The sequence below is a fragment of the Pectobacterium polonicum genome, assembly GCF_005497185.1.
Classification (GTDB): Bacteria; Pseudomonadota; Gammaproteobacteria; order Enterobacterales; family Enterobacteriaceae; genus Pectobacterium; species Pectobacterium polonicum.
Map to the genome: position 1 here is coordinate 228,938 of NZ_RJTN01000001.1, position 18,593 is coordinate 247,530.

Annotated in this window: 16 protein-coding genes; 9 read left to right on the forward strand and 7 right to left on the reverse strand. The window is 49.1% G+C overall.

Annotated features, from left to right (window positions below):
* Positions 1-13: 13 nt before the first annotated feature.
* From EDI29_RS00990 to EDI29_RS01015, 6 genes are all read right to left on the reverse strand, one after another.
* Entirely contained in the window at positions 14-346 is a 333-nt protein-coding gene (locus EDI29_RS00990) for a cytochrome o ubiquinol oxidase subunit IV (RefSeq protein ID WP_011092734.1), read from the reverse strand.
* Positions 346-960 (reverse strand): cytochrome o ubiquinol oxidase subunit III, encoded by a 615-nt coding sequence (locus EDI29_RS00995; protein WP_011092735.1) that lies wholly within the window; start codon positions 958-960, stop codon positions 346-348. The genes EDI29_RS00990 and EDI29_RS00995 overlap by 1 nt, the downstream gene beginning before the upstream one ends.
* Positions 950-2,941, reverse strand: a complete 1,992-nt coding sequence (cyoB, locus tag EDI29_RS01000; RefSeq protein ID WP_107169974.1) for a cytochrome o ubiquinol oxidase subunit I — start codon at positions 2,939-2,941, stop codon at positions 950-952. The genes EDI29_RS00995 and cyoB overlap by 11 nt, the downstream gene beginning before the upstream one ends.
* 4 nt (positions 2,942-2,945) lie before the next feature.
* Positions 2,946-3,908, reverse strand: coding sequence for a cytochrome o ubiquinol oxidase subunit II (cyoA, locus tag EDI29_RS01005; protein ID WP_137739361.1), 963 nt, complete (start codon positions 3,906-3,908; stop codon positions 2,946-2,948).
* 421 nt (positions 3,909-4,329) lie between these two features.
* Positions 4,330-5,817: a muropeptide MFS transporter AmpG gene (gene ampG / locus EDI29_RS01010; protein ID WP_137739362.1), complete on the reverse strand. Its 1,488-nt coding sequence runs from the start codon at positions 5,815-5,817 to the stop codon at positions 4,330-4,332.
* Between the two features lie 59 nt (positions 5,818-5,876).
* Complete coding sequence (locus tag EDI29_RS01015) at positions 5,877-6,455, reverse strand: lipoprotein (protein WP_137739363.1); 579 nt, start codon at positions 6,453-6,455, stop codon at positions 5,877-5,879.
* A 336-nt stretch (positions 6,456-6,791) separates the two neighbouring features.
* Between EDI29_RS01015 and bolA the strand changes: the two genes are divergently transcribed.
* From bolA to EDI29_RS01060, 9 genes are all read left to right on the forward strand, one after another.
* The gene (gene bolA / locus EDI29_RS01020) at positions 6,792-7,106 is read left to right on the forward strand and encodes a transcriptional regulator BolA (protein ID WP_137739364.1); all 315 of its coding nucleotides are present in this window, start codon (positions 6,792-6,794) and stop codon (positions 7,104-7,106) included.
* Positions 7,107-7,422: 316 nt separating this feature from the next.
* Positions 7,423-8,727, forward strand: a complete 1,305-nt coding sequence (gene tig / locus EDI29_RS01025) for a trigger factor (protein ID WP_137739365.1) — start codon at positions 7,423-7,425, stop codon at positions 8,725-8,727.
* A 536-nt stretch (positions 8,728-9,263) separates the two neighbouring features.
* Entirely contained in the window at positions 9,264-9,887 is a 624-nt protein-coding gene (clpP, locus tag EDI29_RS01030) for an ATP-dependent Clp endopeptidase proteolytic subunit ClpP (RefSeq protein ID WP_014700831.1), read from the forward strand.
* A 162-nt stretch (positions 9,888-10,049) separates the two neighbouring features.
* Positions 10,050-11,324, forward strand: coding sequence for an ATP-dependent protease ATP-binding subunit ClpX (gene clpX, locus EDI29_RS01035; protein ID WP_137739366.1), 1,275 nt, complete (start codon positions 10,050-10,052; stop codon positions 11,322-11,324).
* Positions 11,325-11,514: 190 nt separating this feature from the next.
* A complete protein-coding gene (gene lon, locus EDI29_RS01040; RefSeq protein ID WP_137739367.1) occupies positions 11,515-13,896 on the forward strand; it encodes an endopeptidase La in 2,382 nt (793 codons plus the stop codon).
* A gap of 261 nt (positions 13,897-14,157) precedes the next feature.
* Positions 14,158-14,430: a nucleoid-associated protein HU-beta gene (gene hupB, locus EDI29_RS01045; RefSeq protein WP_005976031.1), complete on the forward strand. Its 273-nt coding sequence runs from the start codon at positions 14,158-14,160 to the stop codon at positions 14,428-14,430.
* 416 nt (positions 14,431-14,846) lie between these two features.
* The gene (gene ppiD / locus EDI29_RS01050) at positions 14,847-16,727 is read left to right on the forward strand and encodes a peptidylprolyl isomerase (RefSeq protein WP_137739368.1); all 1,881 of its coding nucleotides are present in this window, start codon (positions 14,847-14,849) and stop codon (positions 16,725-16,727) included.
* A gap of 138 nt (positions 16,728-16,865) precedes the next feature.
* Positions 16,866-17,231, forward strand: coding sequence for a helix-hairpin-helix domain-containing protein (locus tag EDI29_RS01055; RefSeq protein ID WP_137739369.1), 366 nt, complete (start codon positions 16,866-16,868; stop codon positions 17,229-17,231).
* A gap of 122 nt (positions 17,232-17,353) precedes the next feature.
* On the forward strand, positions 17,354-17,752 hold the full coding sequence (locus EDI29_RS01060; RefSeq protein WP_137739370.1) for an acyl-CoA thioesterase: 399 nt from the start codon (positions 17,354-17,356) through the stop codon (positions 17,750-17,752).
* 83 nt (positions 17,753-17,835) lie between these two features.
* On the opposite strand, the gene queC is transcribed toward EDI29_RS01060, so the two are convergent.
* Positions 17,836-18,531 (reverse strand): 7-cyano-7-deazaguanine synthase QueC, encoded by a 696-nt coding sequence (gene queC / locus EDI29_RS01065; RefSeq protein ID WP_137739371.1) that lies wholly within the window; start codon positions 18,529-18,531, stop codon positions 17,836-17,838.
* Between the last annotated feature and the right edge of the window lie 62 nt (positions 18,532-18,593).

Below are 18,593 nucleotides of genomic sequence, written 5' to 3' on the forward strand. Positions count from 1 at the left end.
TTTTACGGCTCTGTTACTGGATCATCATATTGTGGTGTGCGCTCATCATAATCCAGATGGAGCCCACGACGACAATCGCGATAATCAGGACGGCAAACACAAGAGCCACCACGTTCCAGCGCTCTTCTGAGGACGTATTCAGGTGCAGGAAGTACACCAGATGCACCAGAATTTGAACCACTGCACATCCCACCACGGTGAAAAGAATGGCGTTATGCGATGCAGTGCCGCTCATGACCATACTGAAAGGAATGACTGTCAAAATAACAGACAGAACAAAACCTATCACATAAGACTTAACGCTACCGTGGCTGGCACCTGCATGATCGGTTGTTGAATGACTCATTAGATTGCCCCCAGCAGATAAACAACGGTGAAGACACAAATCCACACCACGTCAAGGAAGTGCCAGAACAGGCTCAGACACATCAGACGCGTTTTGTTGGTTGCAGTCAGGCCACGTTTGGACACCTGAATCATCATGATGACCAACCAGATCAGACCGCCCGTTACGTGGAGCCCGTGAGTTCCGACCAGCGCGAAAAAGGCGGAGAGGAACGCGCTGCGATCCGGGCCATAGCCTTCAACGATCAGGTGATGGAATTCATAGATTTCCATCCCGATAAACACCAGACCGAACAAGAAGGTCACACCCAACCAGGTATTAACCTGAGATTTGTTGCCCTTGTTCATGGCAATCATCGCCATGCCGTAGGTAATACTACTGAACAACAGTGCGAACGTTTCCACCAGCACGAAAGGCAGTTGGAAAATGTCTTTCCCGCTAGGGCCACCCGCAGTACCGTTAACCAGTACCGCATAGGTCGCGAACAGTGACCCGAAAATGATCAGGTCGCTCATCAGGTAGACCCAGAAGCCAAATACCTTGTTGGCTCCTGTGTCGTGGTGCCCATGCTCTGCATGGGCGGTATTGTGGTTAGTCAGAGTTTCAGTTGACATGTTTCACGCCTGCCTTACTGAGTTGATCAAAATTCTGATTCTCAATTTGCTCAATTTCTTTAACCGGTACGTAGTAATCCACGTCCTGATTAAAGCTGTGCACAATCCAGGTCACAATCATGCCTGCGAAGCTAGCAATGACCAGCCACCAGATATGCCAGATCATAGCAAAACCGAATACCAGGCTAAATGCAGAGATAATCACACCAGCGCCGGTATTCTTCGGCATGTGAATCTCTTCATAGCTGGCAGGACGTTTGTAAGCTTCACCTTTCTCTTTCGCTTCCCAGAAAGCATCACGCTCGTCAACATGTGGCACGATAGCGAAGTTGTAGAACGGCGCAGGAGAAGACGTTGCCCACTCCAGCGTGCGTCCACCCCACGGGTCACCCGTCAGATCGCGATTCTGGTCACGGTCACGGATACTAACGTAGAACTGGATAACCTGGCACAGTACACCGATACCGATTAATACTGCGCCGATGGAAGCCACAACCAACAAGGCGTGGAACTCAGGGTTGATTTGCTGGCTCAGACGACGCGTCATCCCCATAAAGCCGAGAATGTACAGCGGCATAAAGGCAACGAAGAAGCCGATAATCCAGAACCAGAACGCGCGTTTACCCCAGGTTTCGTTCAGGGTGAAACCAAAGGCTTTCGGGAACCAGTAAGTAATACCTGCGAAGCAACCAAACACCACGCCGCCGATGATCACGTTATGGAAGTGAGCAATCAGGAACAGGCTGTTGTGCAGGACAAAGTTCGCACCCGGTACGGCCAGCAGTACCCCTGTCATCCCACCAATGGTGAAGGTGATGATGAAGCCCGTCGTCCACAACATCGTGGAGTGAGACTGAATACGACCTTGATACATGGTGAACAGCCAGTTGAAGATTTTAACCCCGGTAGGGATTGAAATAATCATGGTGGCTATACCAAAGAAGGCGTTGACGTTCGCGCCGGACCCCATGGTAAAGAAGTGGTGCAGCCAAACGATGAACGACAGAACCGTAATCGCAATGGTTGCCCATACCAATGAGGTGTAGCCAAACAGACGTTTTTTACAGAAGGTAGCAACCACTTCGGAGTAAACACCGAATATCGGCAGCACCAGAATGTAAACCTCAGGATGACCCCATGCCCAAATCAGGTTGATGTACATCATCATGTTGCCACCCATATCATTGGTAAAGAAATGGGTGCCGAGGTAACGGTCAAGCGTCAGCAGCGCAATGGTAACGGTCAATATCGGGAATGCGGCAATGATCAGCACGTTGGTACACAGCGCTGTCCAGGTAAATACCGGCATTTTCATCAGCGTCATGCCCGGTGCGCGCATTTTCAGAATGGTCGCGAAGAAGTTAACACCCGTCAGCGTGGTACCTATACCGGATATCTGTAGACTCCATATCCAGTAATCGACCCCGACGCCGGGACTGTACTCCTTACCTGACAGCGGTGGGTAGGCTACCCAGCCAGTCTGCGCGAATTCACCCACTCCGAGAGAGAGGTTGATCAAGACAACACCAGCCACAAACAACCAGAAGCTGAGGGAGTTCAGGAAGGGGAAAGCAACGTCACGCGCACCGATCTGCAAGGGAACCGCAAGGTTCATCAAGCCAACAACGAACGGGGTTGCCACGAAGAAGATCATGATTACACCATGCGCGGTGAAGATCTGATCGTAGTGGTGAGCGTTTAGGAAGCCCTCTTGCCCGGCAGAGGCAAGAACCTGCTGACCGCGCATCATGATGGCATCGGCAAAGCCACGTATCATCATCACCAAGCCGACGATGATATACATGATACCGATTTTTTTGTGGTCTACAGAGGTGAACCACTCGGCCCACAGCCATTTCCACTTACCGAAATAGGTTATTGCCGCCAGTAGCGCAAGGCCACCAACGATGATCGCCGCCACGGTGACCATAATAATGGGTTCGTGGTACGGAACCGCATCGAGTGTAAGTTTTCCGAACATCGTATTATCCCTCGGCTCCTTTGTGCGAGCTATGCTCGCCCATGTTCATACCCTCACCGTGCTGCATGTTTTCATCGGGCTTCATGCCTTCACCATGATGTTGCATGTTCATGTCGTTGCCTATGAATTTGCGAATAATATTATTGAACAAATCCGGCTGGACACTGGAGAAGTATTCGACAGGATGGAATTCACTTGGCTTAGCCAACGTATTGAATTCATCCATGGTATTCAGTGTTTTGGCGGACGCACGAACGTTCGTAACCCACTGATCGAATTCCTGTTGGGTTGGTGTGGCAATCGCGGTGAACTTCATTCCAGAGAAGCCTTTACCACTATAACCGCCAGAGATACCGTCATATTTTCCTGGTTCATTAGCAATTAAGTGGAGCTTCGTCTGCATTCCAGCCATGGCGTAAATCTGTCCACCAAGACGAGGGATGAAGAAGGAGTTCATCACTGAGTCGGATGTAATCTTAAATGCCACAGGCACATTGGCAGGGAAAGCCAATTCGTTAACCGTAGCGATACCAAGATCCGGGTAAACAAACAGCCATTTCCAGTCAAGCGAAACAACTTCGACATTGATAGGTTTGACGTCTGATACCAGAGGCTTGTACGGATCAAGCGAGTGGGTCGTCTTCCAGGTAATCGTGCCAAGAATAACGATAATGATAATTGGTACAGTCCAGACTACGGCTTCTATCTTATTGGAGTGTGACCAGTTCGGGGTATATTTTGCCTTTTCATTGGAAGCACGGAACTTCCAGGCAAAAGCTATCGTCATAACGATAACGGGAATCACAACGATCAACATCAGCCCGATGGCAGTCAGTATTAGCGATCTTTGTTCTAACCCGATCTCTCCTTTGGGGTTCATCAGCGCCATATCGCAACCGCTCAGTAGAACAGTGGCTGCAAATAAAGACAGCATCCCAAAAATTTTATTGTATTTCTTGAGTCTCATCTAGCGACCTCAATAACAAGGGCTCTATTGTCATTTCATGCGAGCGGGCATTTTACGGGAAGGTTACTGTACTGTAAACATGATTAAGGTTATGTCAGCCGATTGTTGCCGTTTTTTGCCCTTAATGTCACAAAGATAGCCAAAATAAAAATGGTATTTAAAAACAGCAAATTAAGTAGCTACCCAGATGAGAGTATGGATGGATAATAAGAAATTACAACTTACCGTAACGCTTATTTTCTATTTTTAGTTTGCTGGGATTTTTGCCCAATCTGTGTGTTTGATAACGAATGAAATTAGTTCTGGGGAGATTTTACGAGGAAATAAAATTCCCTCTAGCAAGATAATTATGAAAAAAATAATTAAATAAAGGAATGGGTAATTGGTTCAGGCAGTAGGGGCGCTGCCTGAACCAATATCGTTAGTGTACGGACGGCTTAGATGCGCGTCTGAGTGACAGATAATCCAGCAGACTACCGAAGAAAATTCCCAGCAGCGCGAGCGTGCAGCCTGCGGCGAGCAGGTATTCTGCTAACAGCGGCAATGAAGACCATTCCAGCGCATTACTGATGAGCAAAATGAGCCACAATGCCAGCAATATCACCCCCAATCCCAACACATGCAAAGCCTTCCTGTAATAATTCTGGAAACTTGTGCGTAACTGAAAGGTGTCGGTTTTTTGGGTAAATTCCAGCGTCTCACGGCAAATCATCAGGATTGCCAGACCCGGCAATGCAGCAAAAATCGAGAATAGATAGAACCATGCCCAGCCGTAAGATTCGACAAACCAGCCAGCGATAGGGCCAACATAAACCCGCCCGACGGCTGCAAGGGCAGAAAGCAGGGCAAACTGAGTGGCTGAGAACGACTTATTACACAACGTCATCAACAGGGCGACAAACGCTGCCGTTCCCATCCCGCCACAGAGATTTTCCAGAAAAACAGCGCTGGCCATCGTGAACAGGCTTTTGTCTGTGATAGCCAAGAGCCAGTACCCAGCATTGGAAACGGCCTGAAGGATGCCAAACAGCATCAGAGCTCTGAACAATGAGAGCCGCTGCATCAGCAATCCGCCGTAAATCGCACCGACAATGGTGGCGAAGAGTCCAAGGGTTTTGTTAACCAGCCCGACATCGCCAGCATTGAAGCCAACGCCGCGTATCAGGAAGGTTGTCGTCAGACTGATCGCAAAAGCATCACCGAGCTTGTATAACACAATCAACAGAAGAATAAGCCAGGCGTTGTTGCGCTCGAAGAAATCGCGCAGTGGGGCAACAATCGCTTGTTCCATGGTGCGCGGCGCTGGCTGGCTATTCAATGGTTCTGGTGCTAATAGCGTGGCGAATACACCGATCAGCATGAGTCCTGCCATTAGCCAATAGGTTGATTGCCAGCCGAGGTAACGATCGGCCATCCACAATGCCAATCCACCAGAAACCAGCATAGCAATCCGATAGCCTAATACCGAGGTGGCTGCGCCCGTACCGCGTTCTTCTGGAGGAAGTAAATCCGTCTTATAGGCATCAAAAACAATATCCTGAGATGCGGAGCAAAACGCGACCAGGACCGCCAGCGCAGCCAGCCACCAGAGATCGCGTGCCGGGTTCATAAACCCCATACCAATGATCGCAGCAATCAACAGAAGTTGGCTGAGAATCAGCCAGCCGCGGCGTCTGCCAAGAAACGGTGGGGTGTAGCGGTCCATCAGGGGAGACCACAGAAACTTGAATACGTAGGCTTGGCCAACCAAAGAGAAAAAACCAATGGTTTTCAGATCGACGTTTTCGACGGTCATCCACGCTTGTAGCGTGCCGGATGTCAAGGCCAGGGGCAAACCGGAAGCGAAGCCAAGCAATAGCATAAAAAGCGAATTACGTTGGCTGAACAAAGTAATGATGCGACTAAACATGAAGAGTCCTTTCCCTTGCTCCATGAGAAATCAGGAGCAAGGGAAGCGGCGTACAGAAATTAACGAGCGTTTTCTTTGACGAAGCTACTTACGCTGGTGTCTTGCGCCATATCGTTGATGACATCGCCTAACACGGTGTTAACTGCATCGGTGATTTTTTCGTTGCTCGCAGTGAAAGCGCCCTGAACATTATAGGTTGAGCGGTAGTTTTTCACCTGCTTGTTGCCATTTGCTGCCTGAGAAATAATTGAGATATCCGCTTTGGTCGTGATGTTGTAGCGCAGATTACCTTCGGAGACATCGGCATACAGATGGTTAACCACAATCTGCAAGGCAACTGGGCCGCCCGTTCCGATCATATAACCACGCGCGGTCATTTGTTTTTCCAGCGCTTCTTGCAGTAGGAAACGCAGATCGCGGGAAGGTGTCAGCGTAACCAGTTGGCCGTCGCGATTCACTTTTGCCAAAGCCTGATCGGCTCGCTGGTCTGCACCGTTGATGCTAATCGTTACGCCCATCAGCGTCGGGTCCTGAGAAGGCAGGCTAATTTTGGGGGTGATGTTCAGCGTGTTGCTTTTTGCTGCACACCCGGCAAGTAGGATAACGGCCAGAAGAGGGAAAAATAATTTTTTTAACATTCGTATTTTCTCAGTAATGATTAGTGTGGTGAGCTGACAAATATTGTTGATATCATATCATCGCCACTGGCAGGAAAAAGAGCAGATAGTAGGTAAATTGTCCTGAAATTCATCTTTTTCATGCCGTTGACCCGGAAAAACCGTTTTTATCACATCAATACCGCCGATGATATATCAACCCTTTGCGATCCCTTTTCTTCTTTGCGATGCCGCTTTTACGCATAACAGGTTGAAAAAGCGCTAAGGTTATACTGATTCGGGCATCGGTAAGTTGCAGTTGAGTGGCAGCAATGTCGCGTTGATATCACATTTTCCCCAAGCCGAAAGGGTCGTCGTATGATGCGTGAAACGATAGAAGAAAAGCTGCGTGTGGGTTTTGAACCCGTTCATTTAGAAGTGACTGATGAGAGCTATCGCCACAACGTGCCTGCGGGAGCGGAAAGCCATTTTAAAGTTGTGCTGGTTAGCGATAAATTCACGGGCGAACGCGTGATTGGGCGACACCGTTCCGTCTATGCCGTATTAGCTGTGGAACTTGCAGGCTCCGTGCATGCCCTAGCGCTACATACATACACGACAAAAGAGTGGGTCAGTTTGCAAAATGCCGTTCCTTCTTCACCGCCCTGTGGCGGCGCTGGCATCCTTTCTTAAGTCATAAATATGACCCGTTCCTGACATATCGGAGCGGGTTACTAACAAAAGTGTGAATTTGTTGCTGTAATAGTCTGCCCGCCGTTCTCGACTCATCCTCTCTATATCGCTATAATGCTGCGTCTATTTTTCCTGAATGTATTCGGGACGCTTCTGACTACAAGGACGGGGTTGGCAATTTCCCGGTTCTGCTGGGTTGATTCGAGCTGTGCGCTTTGGTGCTGGCCGTCTGAATTAATCTTGCTGTCGTGAGAGTTTTTCGTCGCGAGAATAGTTTTGGGGTTGACCGATCACTGTGATTTTTTGAGGTAACAAGATGCAAGTTTCAGTTGAAACCACTCAAGGTCTGGGACGTCGCGTAACGATTACCGTTGCAGCTGACATCATTGAGAGTGCGGTGAAGAGCGAGCTGGTCAACGCGGCCAAAAAAGTACGTATTGACGGTTTTCGTAAAGGCAAAGTGCCGATGAATGTTGTTGCTCAGCGTTATGGTGCCTCAGTGCGTCAGGACGTATTGGGTGACCTGATGCAGCGCAACTTTGTTGACGCTATCATCAAAGAAAAAATTAATCCGGTTGGCGCGCCTAACTATATTCCTGGCGAATACGCTGTCGGTGGCGACTTCACTTACTCTGTTGAGTTTGACGTGTACCCAGAAGTCGAACTGAAAGGTTTGGAAGCAATCGAAGTTGAAAAACCGATTGTTGAAGTGACTGACGCTGACGTTGATACCATGCTGGACACGCTGCGTAAGCAACAGGCGACCTGGAAAGAAACTGACCGCGCTGCGGCAGCGGAAGATCGTGCCACTATCGATTTCACCGGTTCTATTGACGGTGAAGTTTTCGAAGGCGGAGAAGCATCCGACTTCGTTCTGGCAATGGGCCAGAATCGCATGATCCCAGGCTTTGAAGATGGCATCGTTGGGCACAAAGCGGGTGAAGAATTCACTATCAACGTGAACTTCCCAGAAGATTACCACGCAGAAAACCTGAAAGGGAAAGCGGCTCAGTTCGCTATCGTCCTGAAGAAAGTTGAAGAGCGTGAGCTGCCTGAACTGACTGAAGAATTCATCAAGCGTTTCGGCGTGGCTGATGGTTCTCAGGAAGGCCTGCGTGCTGAAGTCCGTAAAAATATGGAACGTGAGCTGAAAGGCGCAGTGCGTAACCGTGTGAAAACTCAGGTTCTGGACGGGCTGATCGGCGCAAACGACATCGAAGTGCCTGTTGCACTGATCGATGGCGAAATCGATGTTCTGCGCCGTCAGGCTGCACAGCGTTTTGGTGGCAACGAGAAGCAAGCGCTGGAATTACCGCGTGAGCTGTTCGAAGAGCAAGCTAAGCGCCGCGTTGTGATCGGTCTGCTGTTGGGCGAAGTGATCAGCAGCAATGAGCTGAAAGCTGATGAAGCGCGCGTTAATGCGCTGATCGAAGAAATGGCTTCTGCCTACGAAGATCCTCAGGAAGTTATCGAGTTCTACGGCAAAAATAAAGAACTGCTGAACAACATGCGTAACGTTGCGTTGGAAGAACAAGCGGTAGAAACTGTTCTTGCTAAAGCGAAAGTCGTTGAGAAATCAGTAAGCTTCAACGAACTGATGAATCAAACGACTACGGCATAAGCCTTGTTGATATCAACATTGTTTATTGTGTAGCGGGGATGCTTCCCTATTAAAAGCCCGTGCCTTATGGCGCGGGCTTTTTGCTTATAGGTTTATGCCATCTTGATACTGATGATTCGCGTTTGGACGCTACATTATCTTCGGTGTTCCCGTCAGAGAAGACTCAAAGTATGAGCGCCTGAAATTGCACTATTATTAACTCAGTGAAGAATTTATTCGGTCAGGCAAAGAGTTAAACCACAAGTTTACTGTGCCGATAACATGTTAATAATAAAATAATTGGCGCTTTAATACAGAGCGATTGATAGTGTAAGCTTGAAATACAATGTATGTGCCCCCACTCACTGAAGAGGAAAAGTTGGCACAGCAGGTAAAGATTATCGGCGGTTGGGTTGTTCAACAGGGGCTCAGGAACGGGTAGGGTAGGGTAGGGTAGGGTTCCATAGTCATCCCCCCCTATCTCTAGTAGAATTGAGCAATATAATGATTGAACGACGCAATAAAAGTGCCGGGCGCATTTTATCTAGGAGACGTGAATGTCATACAGTGGCGAACAAGAAAGACAAGCACCTCATATGGCGTTAGTGCCGATGGTGGTTGAACAGACCTCACGTGGGGAACGTTCTTACGATATCTATTCCCGTCTGCTAAAAGAACGGATAATCTTCCTGACTGGTCAGGTGGAAGATCACATGGCGAATCTGGTTGTGGCACAGATGCTGTTTCTGGAAGCCGAAAACCCAGAAAAAGACATTTATCTGTACATTAACTCTCCAGGTGGCGTTATTACTGCTGGCATGTCCATTTACGACACCATGCAGTTTATCAAGCCGGACGTCAGTACGATCTGTATGGGGCAGGCTTGTTCAATGGGCGCGTTCCTGCTGACGGCAGGCGCTAAAGGCAAACGTATTTGCTTGCCTAACTCGCGCGTCATGATTCACCAGCCGTTGGGTGGTTTCCAGGGGCAGGCAACGGATATTGAAATCCATGCCAAAGAAATACTGAAAGTGAAAGCCAAAATGAATGAGCTGATGGCGAAGCACACGGGGCAACCTCTTGAAGCGATAGAGAGAGACACTGAGCGCGATCGTTTCCTCTCCGCGAGTGAGGCAGTAGAATACGGTTTAGTAGACTCCGTATTTACTAACCGTGGGTGATAATTCGCCATATTAGCGGTCTGGTGTGGCTAAAAATCAGTGTTCGACCGATAGTCTGTTGTACGGGGTTGTTTTACGCGTATTGGCTATAAGTATCGGCGCTCGTTGTAGCGGTATCGCTGTGGTTGGCCTGCGGGCAAAAGACGAAAAGAGGTTTGACTCATGACAGATAAGCGCAAAGACGGTTCAGGAAAGTTACTGTACTGCTCTTTTTGCGGCAAAAGCCAGCATGAAGTGCGTAAGCTGATTGCCGGGCCGTCGGTGTATATCTGCGATGAATGTGTTGACTTGTGTAACGACATTATTCGCGAAGAAATTAAGGAAGTAGCGCCTCACCGTGAGCGCAGTGCGTTGCCGACGCCGCACGAAATTCGCCGCCACCTTGACGATTACGTCATTGGTCAAGAGCAGGCCAAGAAGGTGCTGGCCGTTGCGGTCTATAACCACTATAAACGCTTGCGTAATGGTGACAGCAGCAACGGGATCGAACTGGGTAAAAGTAACATCCTGCTGATCGGCCCGACAGGGAGTGGTAAAACACTGTTGGCTGAAACGCTGGCGCGTTTCCTGGATGTTCCGTTCACGATGGCAGATGCCACCACGCTGACTGAAGCGGGTTACGTCGGCGAAGACGTTGAAAACATCATTCAGAAGCTGTTGCAGAAGTGTGATTACGATGTGCAAAAAGCGCAGCGTGGGATTGTCTACATCGATGAAATCGACAAAATTTCTCGGAAGTCAGACAACCCATCGATCACTCGCGATGTATCTGGCGAAGGCGTACAGCAGGCCCTGCTTAAGCTGATCGAAGGAACCATTGCCGCGGTGCCACCGCAGGGTGGACGTAAGCATCCGCAGCAGGAGTTCTTGCAGGTTGATACCTCCAAGATCCTCTTCATCTGTGGTGGTGCGTTCGCGGGGCTGGACAAAGTGATCGAGCAGCGTACCGACACGGGGCGTGGTATTGGCTTTAACGCGATGGTTAAAGGATCGGCTGAAAAAGCGACCGAAGGCGAACTGTTGAGTCATGTTGAGCCGGGTGATTTGATCAAATTTGGTTTGATTCCTGAATTTATCGGACGTCTGCCAGTTGTCGCAACGCTGAGAGAATTGAGCGAAGATGCATTGATTCAGATTCTGCGTGAACCGAAGAATGCACTGACCAAACAGTATCAGGCGCTTTTCAATCTGGAAGGCGTTGAGCTGGAATTCCGTGATGAAGCATTGACGGCGATTGCCAAGAAAGCGATGGTTCGTAAGACTGGTGCACGTGGTTTGCGTTCCATTGTTGAAGCCGCGTTGCTGGAAACGATGTACGACCTGCCGTCGCTGGAAAGTGTGGATAAAGTCGTCATTGATGAATCCGTAATTGCTGGGCAGTCGGAACCATTATTAATCTATGGCAAGCCTGAGACGCAGCAGGCTTCCGGCGAATAATTAATCAATTAAGTCGTATCAAAAAATAAAAATGGGGGATTTTATCCCCCATTTGTTTTTACACGTATTCTGGTCGTTGAATGTGAGACATTTATCCCCATATACTCAAATACCTATTTGATGAAACCGTGAAAACCGCGTTTCACGAGATTCCCATAACCTGGCGGAAACGAAACTAAGAGAGAGCTCTATGAACCCTGAGCGTTCCGAACGCATAGAAATCCCCGTATTGCCCTTGCGCGATGTGGTGGTTTATCCGCACATGGTCATTCCGTTGTTTGTTGGTCGGGAGAAATCGATTCGGTGCCTTGAAGCCGCAATGGATCATGACAAGAAGATCATGCTGGTGGCACAGAAAGAAGCTTCAACGGATGAGCCAAGTATTAACGATCTTTTCTCGGTAGGGACGGTAGCCTCAATTCTTCAAATGCTGAAACTGCCTGACGGTACGGTAAAAGTGCTGGTCGAGGGGTTACAGCGTGCGCGTATTACGACGCTTTCTGACAGCGGTGAACATTTCGCTGCACACGCCGAATATCTTGATTCCCCAGCGATTGATGAACGTGAGCAGGAAGTGCTCATGCGCACGGCGATCAATCAGTTTGAGGGATACATCAAGCTAAATAAGAAGATCCCACCAGAAGTGCTGACGTCTCTGAACAGCATTGATGACGCTGCGCGTTTAGCCGACACTATTGCTGCGCACATGCCGCTGAAATTGGCTGATAAGCAGTCTGTACTTGAAATGTTCGATATTACTGAACGTTTGGAGTACCTGATGGCGATGATGGAATCTGAAATCGACCTGTTGCAGGTAGAAAAACGAATCCGCGGCCGTGTTAAGAAGCAAATGGAAAAAAGCCAGCGTGAGTACTATCTGAATGAGCAAATGAAAGCCATTCAGAAAGAGCTGGGCGAGATGGATGACGCACCGGATGAACACGAAGCGTTAAAGCGTAAGATTGAAGCGGCAAAAATGCCGAAAGACGCGCGTGAAAAAGCCGAAGCTGAATTGCAAAAGCTGAAGATGATGTCGCCAATGTCTGCGGAAGCGACAGTGGTGCGTAGCTATATCGACTGGATGGTGCAGGTGCCATGGAATGCGCGCAGCAAAGTGAAGAAAGATTTGCTGAAAGCGCAGGAAATGCTGGATACCGACCATTATGGTCTGGATCGCGTCAAAGAACGCATTCTTGAATATCTCGCAGTACAGAGCCGTGTCAGCAAAATCAGAGGGCCAATTCTGTGTCTGGTGGGGCCTCCTGGCGTGGGTAAAACCTCGCTCGGTCAATCCATCGCCAAAGCGACCGGACGTCAGTATGTGCGCATGGCGCTGGGTGGCGTGCGTGACGAAGCGGAAATCCGCGGTCACCGTCGTACCTATATCGGTTCAATGCCGGGCAAGTTGATCCAGAAAATGGCGAAAGTCGGTGTGAAAAACCCGCTGTTCCTGCTGGATGAGATCGACAAGATGTCTTCCGACATGCGTGGCGATCCGGCTTCTGCCTTGCTGGAGGTGCTCGATCCTGAGCAGAACGTGGCGTTTAACGATCACTATCTGGAAGTCGACTACGATCTGTCCGATGTGATGTTTGTTGCCACGTCTAACTCCATGAATATCCCGGCGCCGTTGCTTGACCGTATGGAGGTTATTCGTCTTTCCGGCTATACCGAAGATGAAAAACTGAATATCGCCAAGCAGCATTTACTGCCGAAACAAATCGAACGTAACGCACTGAAAAATGGCGAGTTGTCGGTAGAGGACAGTGCGATTGTGGGTATTATCCGCTATTACACACGTGAAGCGGGCGTGCGTAGCCTGGAGCGTGAAATCTCCAAACTGTGCCGCAAAGCAGTGAAAACGCTGCTGATGGATAAATCGACTAAACACATCCAGATTTCGGGCGATAATCTTAAGGACTTCCTTGGGGTACAGCGCTTTGACTATGGTCGTGCGGACGATGAAAACCGTGTAGGGCAGGTGACTGGCCTGGCTTGGACAGAAGTCGGTGGCGATCTGTTGACGATTGAAACCGCCTGTGTTCCGGGTAAGGGTAAGCTGACTTATACCGGTTCGTTGGGTGAAGTAATGCAGGAGTCGATTCAGGCTGCGCTTACTGTGGTTCGTGCTCGTGCGGAAAAATTAGGCATCAACGCTGATTTTTATGAGAAACGTGATATTCATGTTCACGTTCCTGAAGGTGCGACGCCGAAAGATGGGCCAAGTGCGGGTATTGCTATGTGTACTGCGCTGGTTTCTTGTCTGACAGGGAATCCGGTACGTGCTGATGTGGCAATGACGGGTGAGATTACTCTGCGTGGTCTGGTGTTGCCGATCGGTGGTCTGAAAGAGAAATTGCTGGCTGCACATCGCGGTGGAATCAAGACGGTATTGATCCCAGATGACAACAAGCGCGATCTGGAAGATATCCCGCAGAACGTGATTGCCGATCTGGAAATTCATCCGGTGAAACGTATCGAGGAAGTGTTGGCGTTAGCGTTGCTGAATGCGCCTTCTGGCATCCAGGTGGTCTCGACCCCTAAAGCCAGAACCAAGGCTAAGGCAAAATAGTGACCTGTCGCAAAAACCCTTGAGAAAATCAGGGCTGGTGAGTGAAATCGTGCTTGCCAGCTTTTTTTTGTACCGCTAAGTTAGAGCACTGTTAGTTTTAGCCGTAACTGGCTAAGCATGACAGTATTGATAATATACACTAAATAATTCGAGTTGCAGGAAAGCCAACGCACATGCAGCTTGAAGTATGACGGGTATAAGTTACGTGTCGCGTCTTGGGACATCGAAGCGCGATAAGAGAATTCCAGAGGGGATGACAGAGTGAACAAGTCACAATTGATCGACAAAATTGCCGCAGATGCTGATATTTCCAAAGCGGCAGCAGGGCGTGTGTTAGATGCAATTATTGGTTCCGTTACCGAATCCCTGAAAGAAGGGGATGATGTTGCTTTAGTTGGCTTTGGTACTTTCTCCGTACGTGAACGTGCTGCTCGTACCGGCCGTAACCCGCAAACGGGTAAGGAAATCAGTATCCCTGCGGCAAAAGTACCAGGATTCCGTGCTGGTAAAACGCTGAAAGACGCCGTTAACTGATTATTACGTCACAGGTTTGGCTGATAACCACTTCGGGTGCCAAACAATACCTGACGCAATGATATTGGTAAGGTAAGATACGAGGCGCATCATTTTGTGATGTGCCTTTTATTTATATAGAACCATACCCTAAATAATTCGAGTTGCGTGAAGGCGGCAAAAGAGGGAGTTCCGATGAGCTTACTCCGGTAAGTGATTCAGGTGGCTGGTAAATCTGCCAGAGGCAGATTTGAACGCTGCTTGCAGCGGCTCCTGCGCGGCGAGGTACACGTATGTGTGCCGAGTAACGCAGCTAATGCACATGCAGTTTGAAGTATGTAAGTGCGCCCTAGCCTTGTATTGGGCTATAGCAAGGATGCATGGCTCCGGCCAGCGCAGGGAGTTTTATTCATTCTACAGCGGAGTGTTGTCACATTATGATGGACAATTTACGTACGGCCGCGAATAACGTCGTGCTCAAAATTATTCTTGCTTTGATCATCGCATCATTCGTTTTAACTGGCGTTGGTGATTATCTTATTGGTGGTTCAGGAGATTACGCTGCAAAGGTGAACGGGCAGGAAATTACCCGTGGACAGCTTGAGCAAGCGGTACAAAACGAACGCAGTCGTCAGCAGGAAACCCTGGGTGAGAATTTCTCTATCCTGGCGAGTAATGACGGCTACATGCAGCAATTGCGTAAGCAGGCACTCTCCCAACTCATTGATGAAACCTTGCTGGATCAGTATGCCAATAAGCTAGGATTGAACATCAGTGATGAGCAAATCAAACAGGCAATCTTTGACGTTCCCGCGTTTCAGACAAACAACCGTTTTGATAATGAAAAATATCTGGATCAGGTTCGCCGTCTTGGCGTAACGCCGGATATGTATGCTCAGATGCTGCGTAAGCAATTGACTTCACAACAGTTGATTCGCGGTTTTGGCAATACAGCATTCCTGCTGCCGCAGGAGATTGATAATCTGGTGAAACTGGCTGCACAAGATCGCGTTGTTCGTGTGGCAACCATTGATGTCGCAGCCAAGGCGAAAGCCCAGACGGTGGCTGATGATGAAGTCCTGAGTTATTACGATCAAAACAAAGGGCGTTTCATCGCACCAGAAGAATTCAAGGTCAGCTACATCGCACTGGATGCTGCAAGTATCATGGACAGTGTGAAAGTGGATGATAAAGCCATCAATGATTTCTACGAACAGAACAAGAACGACTATTCCCAACCTGAACGCAAGAAATTCAGCGTCATTCAGGTGAAGAATGAGGCGGATGCCACGTCTGTTTTGGATGCGCTGAAGCAAGGTGGTGATTTCGCTACGCTGGCTAAAGAGAAATCAACCGACATCATCTCACGTCGTAACGGTGGCGATCTGGGGTGGATGGACGAGAGCAGCATGATTGATGAGCTTAAGCAGGCAAAATTGACGGAGAAAGGTCAGGTTTCCGCAGCGATTAAATCCTCTGTTGGCTATCTTATTGTGCGTCTGGATGATGTTCAGCCGCAGCAGGTCAAACCGCTGAGCGAAGTGCGTGCTGAGATTGCTGAGAAAGTAAAGCATGAGAAGGCGCAGGATGGCTACTATGCGTTGCAACAAAAAGTCAGCGAAGCGGCTAGCAATGACAATGAATCTCTGGCTTCAGCAGAAGAAGCTGCCGGTGTGAAAGCAACGCAGACCGACTGGTTTACGCGTGAGCAGGTTCCCGCCGCGCTGAACTTCCAGCCAGTAACGCAGGCTATCTTTAGCGGTGCGCTGCTGGGGGAAAACGGTACTGCGGGCAACAACTCCGATGTGATTAACGTTGACGGTGACCGTGCTTTCGTTCTGCGCATCGCTGAGCACAAGCCTGAGAGTACTCGCCCTCTGGATCAGGTTCGCACCGAGATCGTAGAGACGCTGAAACGCCAAAAAGCTGAACAGCAGGCTCGCGTAGACGCTGAAAAAATTCTGGCTGAACTGAAGCAAGGTAAGGACGATGCACTTACAGCTGCTGGATTGAGCTTTGGTGAGGCAAAAACGCTGTCATCTATCTCTCAGGGCGATGCAACGGCCGAGACCATTTTTGCTATGCCGCATCCAGAGAAAGATAAACCTTCTTATGCGATTACTCAGGATCAGGCCGGTAACGTTGTGTTGGCTGCGCTGGATAGCGTGACGCCACATCAGCTAAATGAAGAGCAGAAAACACAGTTTGCCAGCCAGGTTCAGCAAGGTTCTCTGGGCGCGCTGTTCGATTCTCTGTTGTCCAGCTTGCGCAGCGAAGCGAAAATCAAGATGGGCAATGCGGCGCAAGAACAGCAATAAGCTCCGCAAAAATTTGCAAATCGTTGCAACAACAAAAGGCCGCTTTCGCGGCCTTTTCCACATTTAAATTCTGCTGTTTGCGGTGTTGATGGGTCTGCGGCAAGGTAGCCGTGCTGTCACACACAAGGAGGAAACAGCATGAAAAAATCAGGAATAAAAGCACTGTGCTTGATAATTGGTATGAGTTTGTCTGGGTTGCCATTGCTGGGGCAGGCAGCACCTAAAGTCGCTGACAGTACGGCGACGGTGGTGAAGTCTGCGCCAGCAGATCAGAAAGCGGAAAAAGCAACGCTTCCTGATGGCGATGAGGATAAGGTAAGCATTAATACGGCGGGGGCGGCTGAGCTGGCTGAAATCATGAACGGTGTCGGCCTTAAAAAGGCGGAGGCGATCGTTAGCTATCGTGAGCAAAATGGCCCTTTTACCCAGCTCGATCAATTAACTGAAGTCCCAGGAATTGGGGCTGCATTAGTTGAACGTAATCTCTCTCGTTTAAAACTGTGACGTTTTTAAAATTGTGATATCAGTCGCAGCCCAGTCGAGCATCCTCTCTGGGCTGTGAACCTCTGCTAGGCTAATTATCAGGTCATACCAGTTATTGGTGTCGTCACAGGAGCATTAACGCTATGCAGACTTTCATTACTGTTCGTGGTTATCACATTGATGTTTATCAGCACGTTAATAACGCGCGCTATTTGGAGTTTCTGGAAGAGGCGCGTTGGCAGTGGCTGGAAACGTTGCCCGCGTTTGGCTGGATGCAGAGTAACAATATTGCTTTCGTGGTGGTGAACATCAATATCAACTATCGCAAACCCGCCGTTCTCGGTGACGCGCTGTGTATTGATAGCGAACTACTACAGATGAATACGAAAAGTGGCGTGATCAGTCAGAAGATTACCCAAGTGTCTGATGATAGTGATGTGGCGGATGCCACGCTGACATTTGTCTGCATCGATTTATTGACGCAAAAAGCACTGCCGTTGGAGGGAGAATTGCTGGAACACCTAAACGAAATTCGGCGTTAACATGAAGCAGCAGGCCATTACTATACGGAATGGCCTGCTGTTTTTTTAATTGGTGTAGTGCCTAAGTACGGTGGTGTGAAATATCAACGTAACCCGACTTTCTGCTTCAGTGAAGCCATGACCGCTACAGGGTCTTCTTGGTATTGTGCGAGTCCGTTTGCGCGTAAATGGCAGGCGGCACACTGGCCACATCCATCACCTTTGATGCCGTTATAGCAGGTTAGTGTGTGGTAACGAACGGTATCGAGCTGCTGGTAATAATCCGCCAGCGCCCAGGTTTCGGCCTTATTAAGCCACATCAGCGGGGTTTCAAAACGGATATTGCGAGCAATACCTAAAACGATGGCCTGATTCAATGATTTGACGAATTCGTCACGACAGTCTGGGTAGCCGGAGAAATCGGTTTCGCATACGCCAGTAATGACAGCTTCTGCACCAACCTGGTAGGCGTAGATTGAGGCTAACGTTAGGAAGAGAATGTTTCTTCCTGGAACGAAGGTGTTGGGGATGCCTTGCGCATTGGCATCGTAATCAGGAACCGGGATGCTGTCGCGTGTCAGGCTGCTGGTAGCGAGTTCATTGAGTAAGCCCACATCCAGAACCTTATGTGCCGTTGTCCCCAGTTTCTGGCTGAGTTCCCGAGCGACATCAATTTCTGCGCGGTGGCGTTGCCCATAATCGAAGGTGATGCAGTGGACATCATCATAATGTTGCAGAGCTTGGATCAGGCAAGTTGTGGAATCTTGTCCACCGCTAAAAACGACAACAGCACGCTTCATTCTTCATTCACCTTAACGCGACGTTAACCGCAATACGTTTGTCATGCACTGCGGTACAAAGT

Excerpts from the sequence above, each read along its gene's own strand:
- EDI29_RS01015 (WP_137739363.1), bottom strand. The coding sequence starts at position 6,455 with ATGTTAAAAAAATTATTTTTCCCTCTTCTGGCCGTTATCCTACTTGCC.
- bolA (WP_137739364.1), top strand. The coding sequence starts at position 6,792 with ATGATGCGTGAAACGATAGAAGAAAAGCTGCGTGTGGGTTTTGAACCC.
- clpX (WP_137739366.1), top strand. The coding sequence starts at position 10,050 with ATGACAGATAAGCGCAAAGACGGTTCAGGAAAGTTACTGTACTGCTCT.
- tig (WP_137739365.1), top strand. The coding sequence starts at position 7,423 with ATGCAAGTTTCAGTTGAAACCACTCAAGGTCTGGGACGTCGCGTAACG.
- cyoA (WP_137739361.1), bottom strand. The coding sequence starts at position 3,908 with ATGAGACTCAAGAAATACAATAAAATTTTTGGGATGCTGTCTTTATTT.
- ampG (WP_137739362.1), bottom strand. The coding sequence starts at position 5,817 with ATGTTTAGTCGCATCATTACTTTGTTCAGCCAACGTAATTCGCTTTTT.
- ppiD (WP_137739368.1), top strand. The coding sequence starts at position 14,847 with ATGATGGACAATTTACGTACGGCCGCGAATAACGTCGTGCTCAAAATT.
- EDI29_RS01060 (WP_137739370.1), top strand. The coding sequence starts at position 17,354 with ATGCAGACTTTCATTACTGTTCGTGGTTATCACATTGATGTTTATCAG.
- EDI29_RS00995 (WP_011092735.1), bottom strand. The coding sequence starts at position 960 with ATGTCAACTGAAACTCTGACTAACCACAATACCGCCCATGCAGAGCAT.
- clpP (WP_014700831.1), top strand. The coding sequence starts at position 9,264 with ATGTCATACAGTGGCGAACAAGAAAGACAAGCACCTCATATGGCGTTA.
- queC (WP_137739371.1), bottom strand. The coding sequence starts at position 18,531 with ATGAAGCGTGCTGTTGTCGTTTTTAGCGGTGGACAAGATTCCACAACT.
- EDI29_RS00990 (WP_011092734.1), bottom strand. The coding sequence starts at position 346 with ATGAGTCATTCAACAACCGATCATGCAGGTGCCAGCCACGGTAGCGTT.
- cyoB (WP_107169974.1), bottom strand. The coding sequence starts at position 2,941 with ATGTTCGGAAAACTTACACTCGATGCGGTTCCGTACCACGAACCCATT.
- EDI29_RS01055 (WP_137739369.1), top strand. The coding sequence starts at position 16,866 with ATGAAAAAATCAGGAATAAAAGCACTGTGCTTGATAATTGGTATGAGT.
- lon (WP_137739367.1), top strand. The coding sequence starts at position 11,515 with ATGAACCCTGAGCGTTCCGAACGCATAGAAATCCCCGTATTGCCCTTG.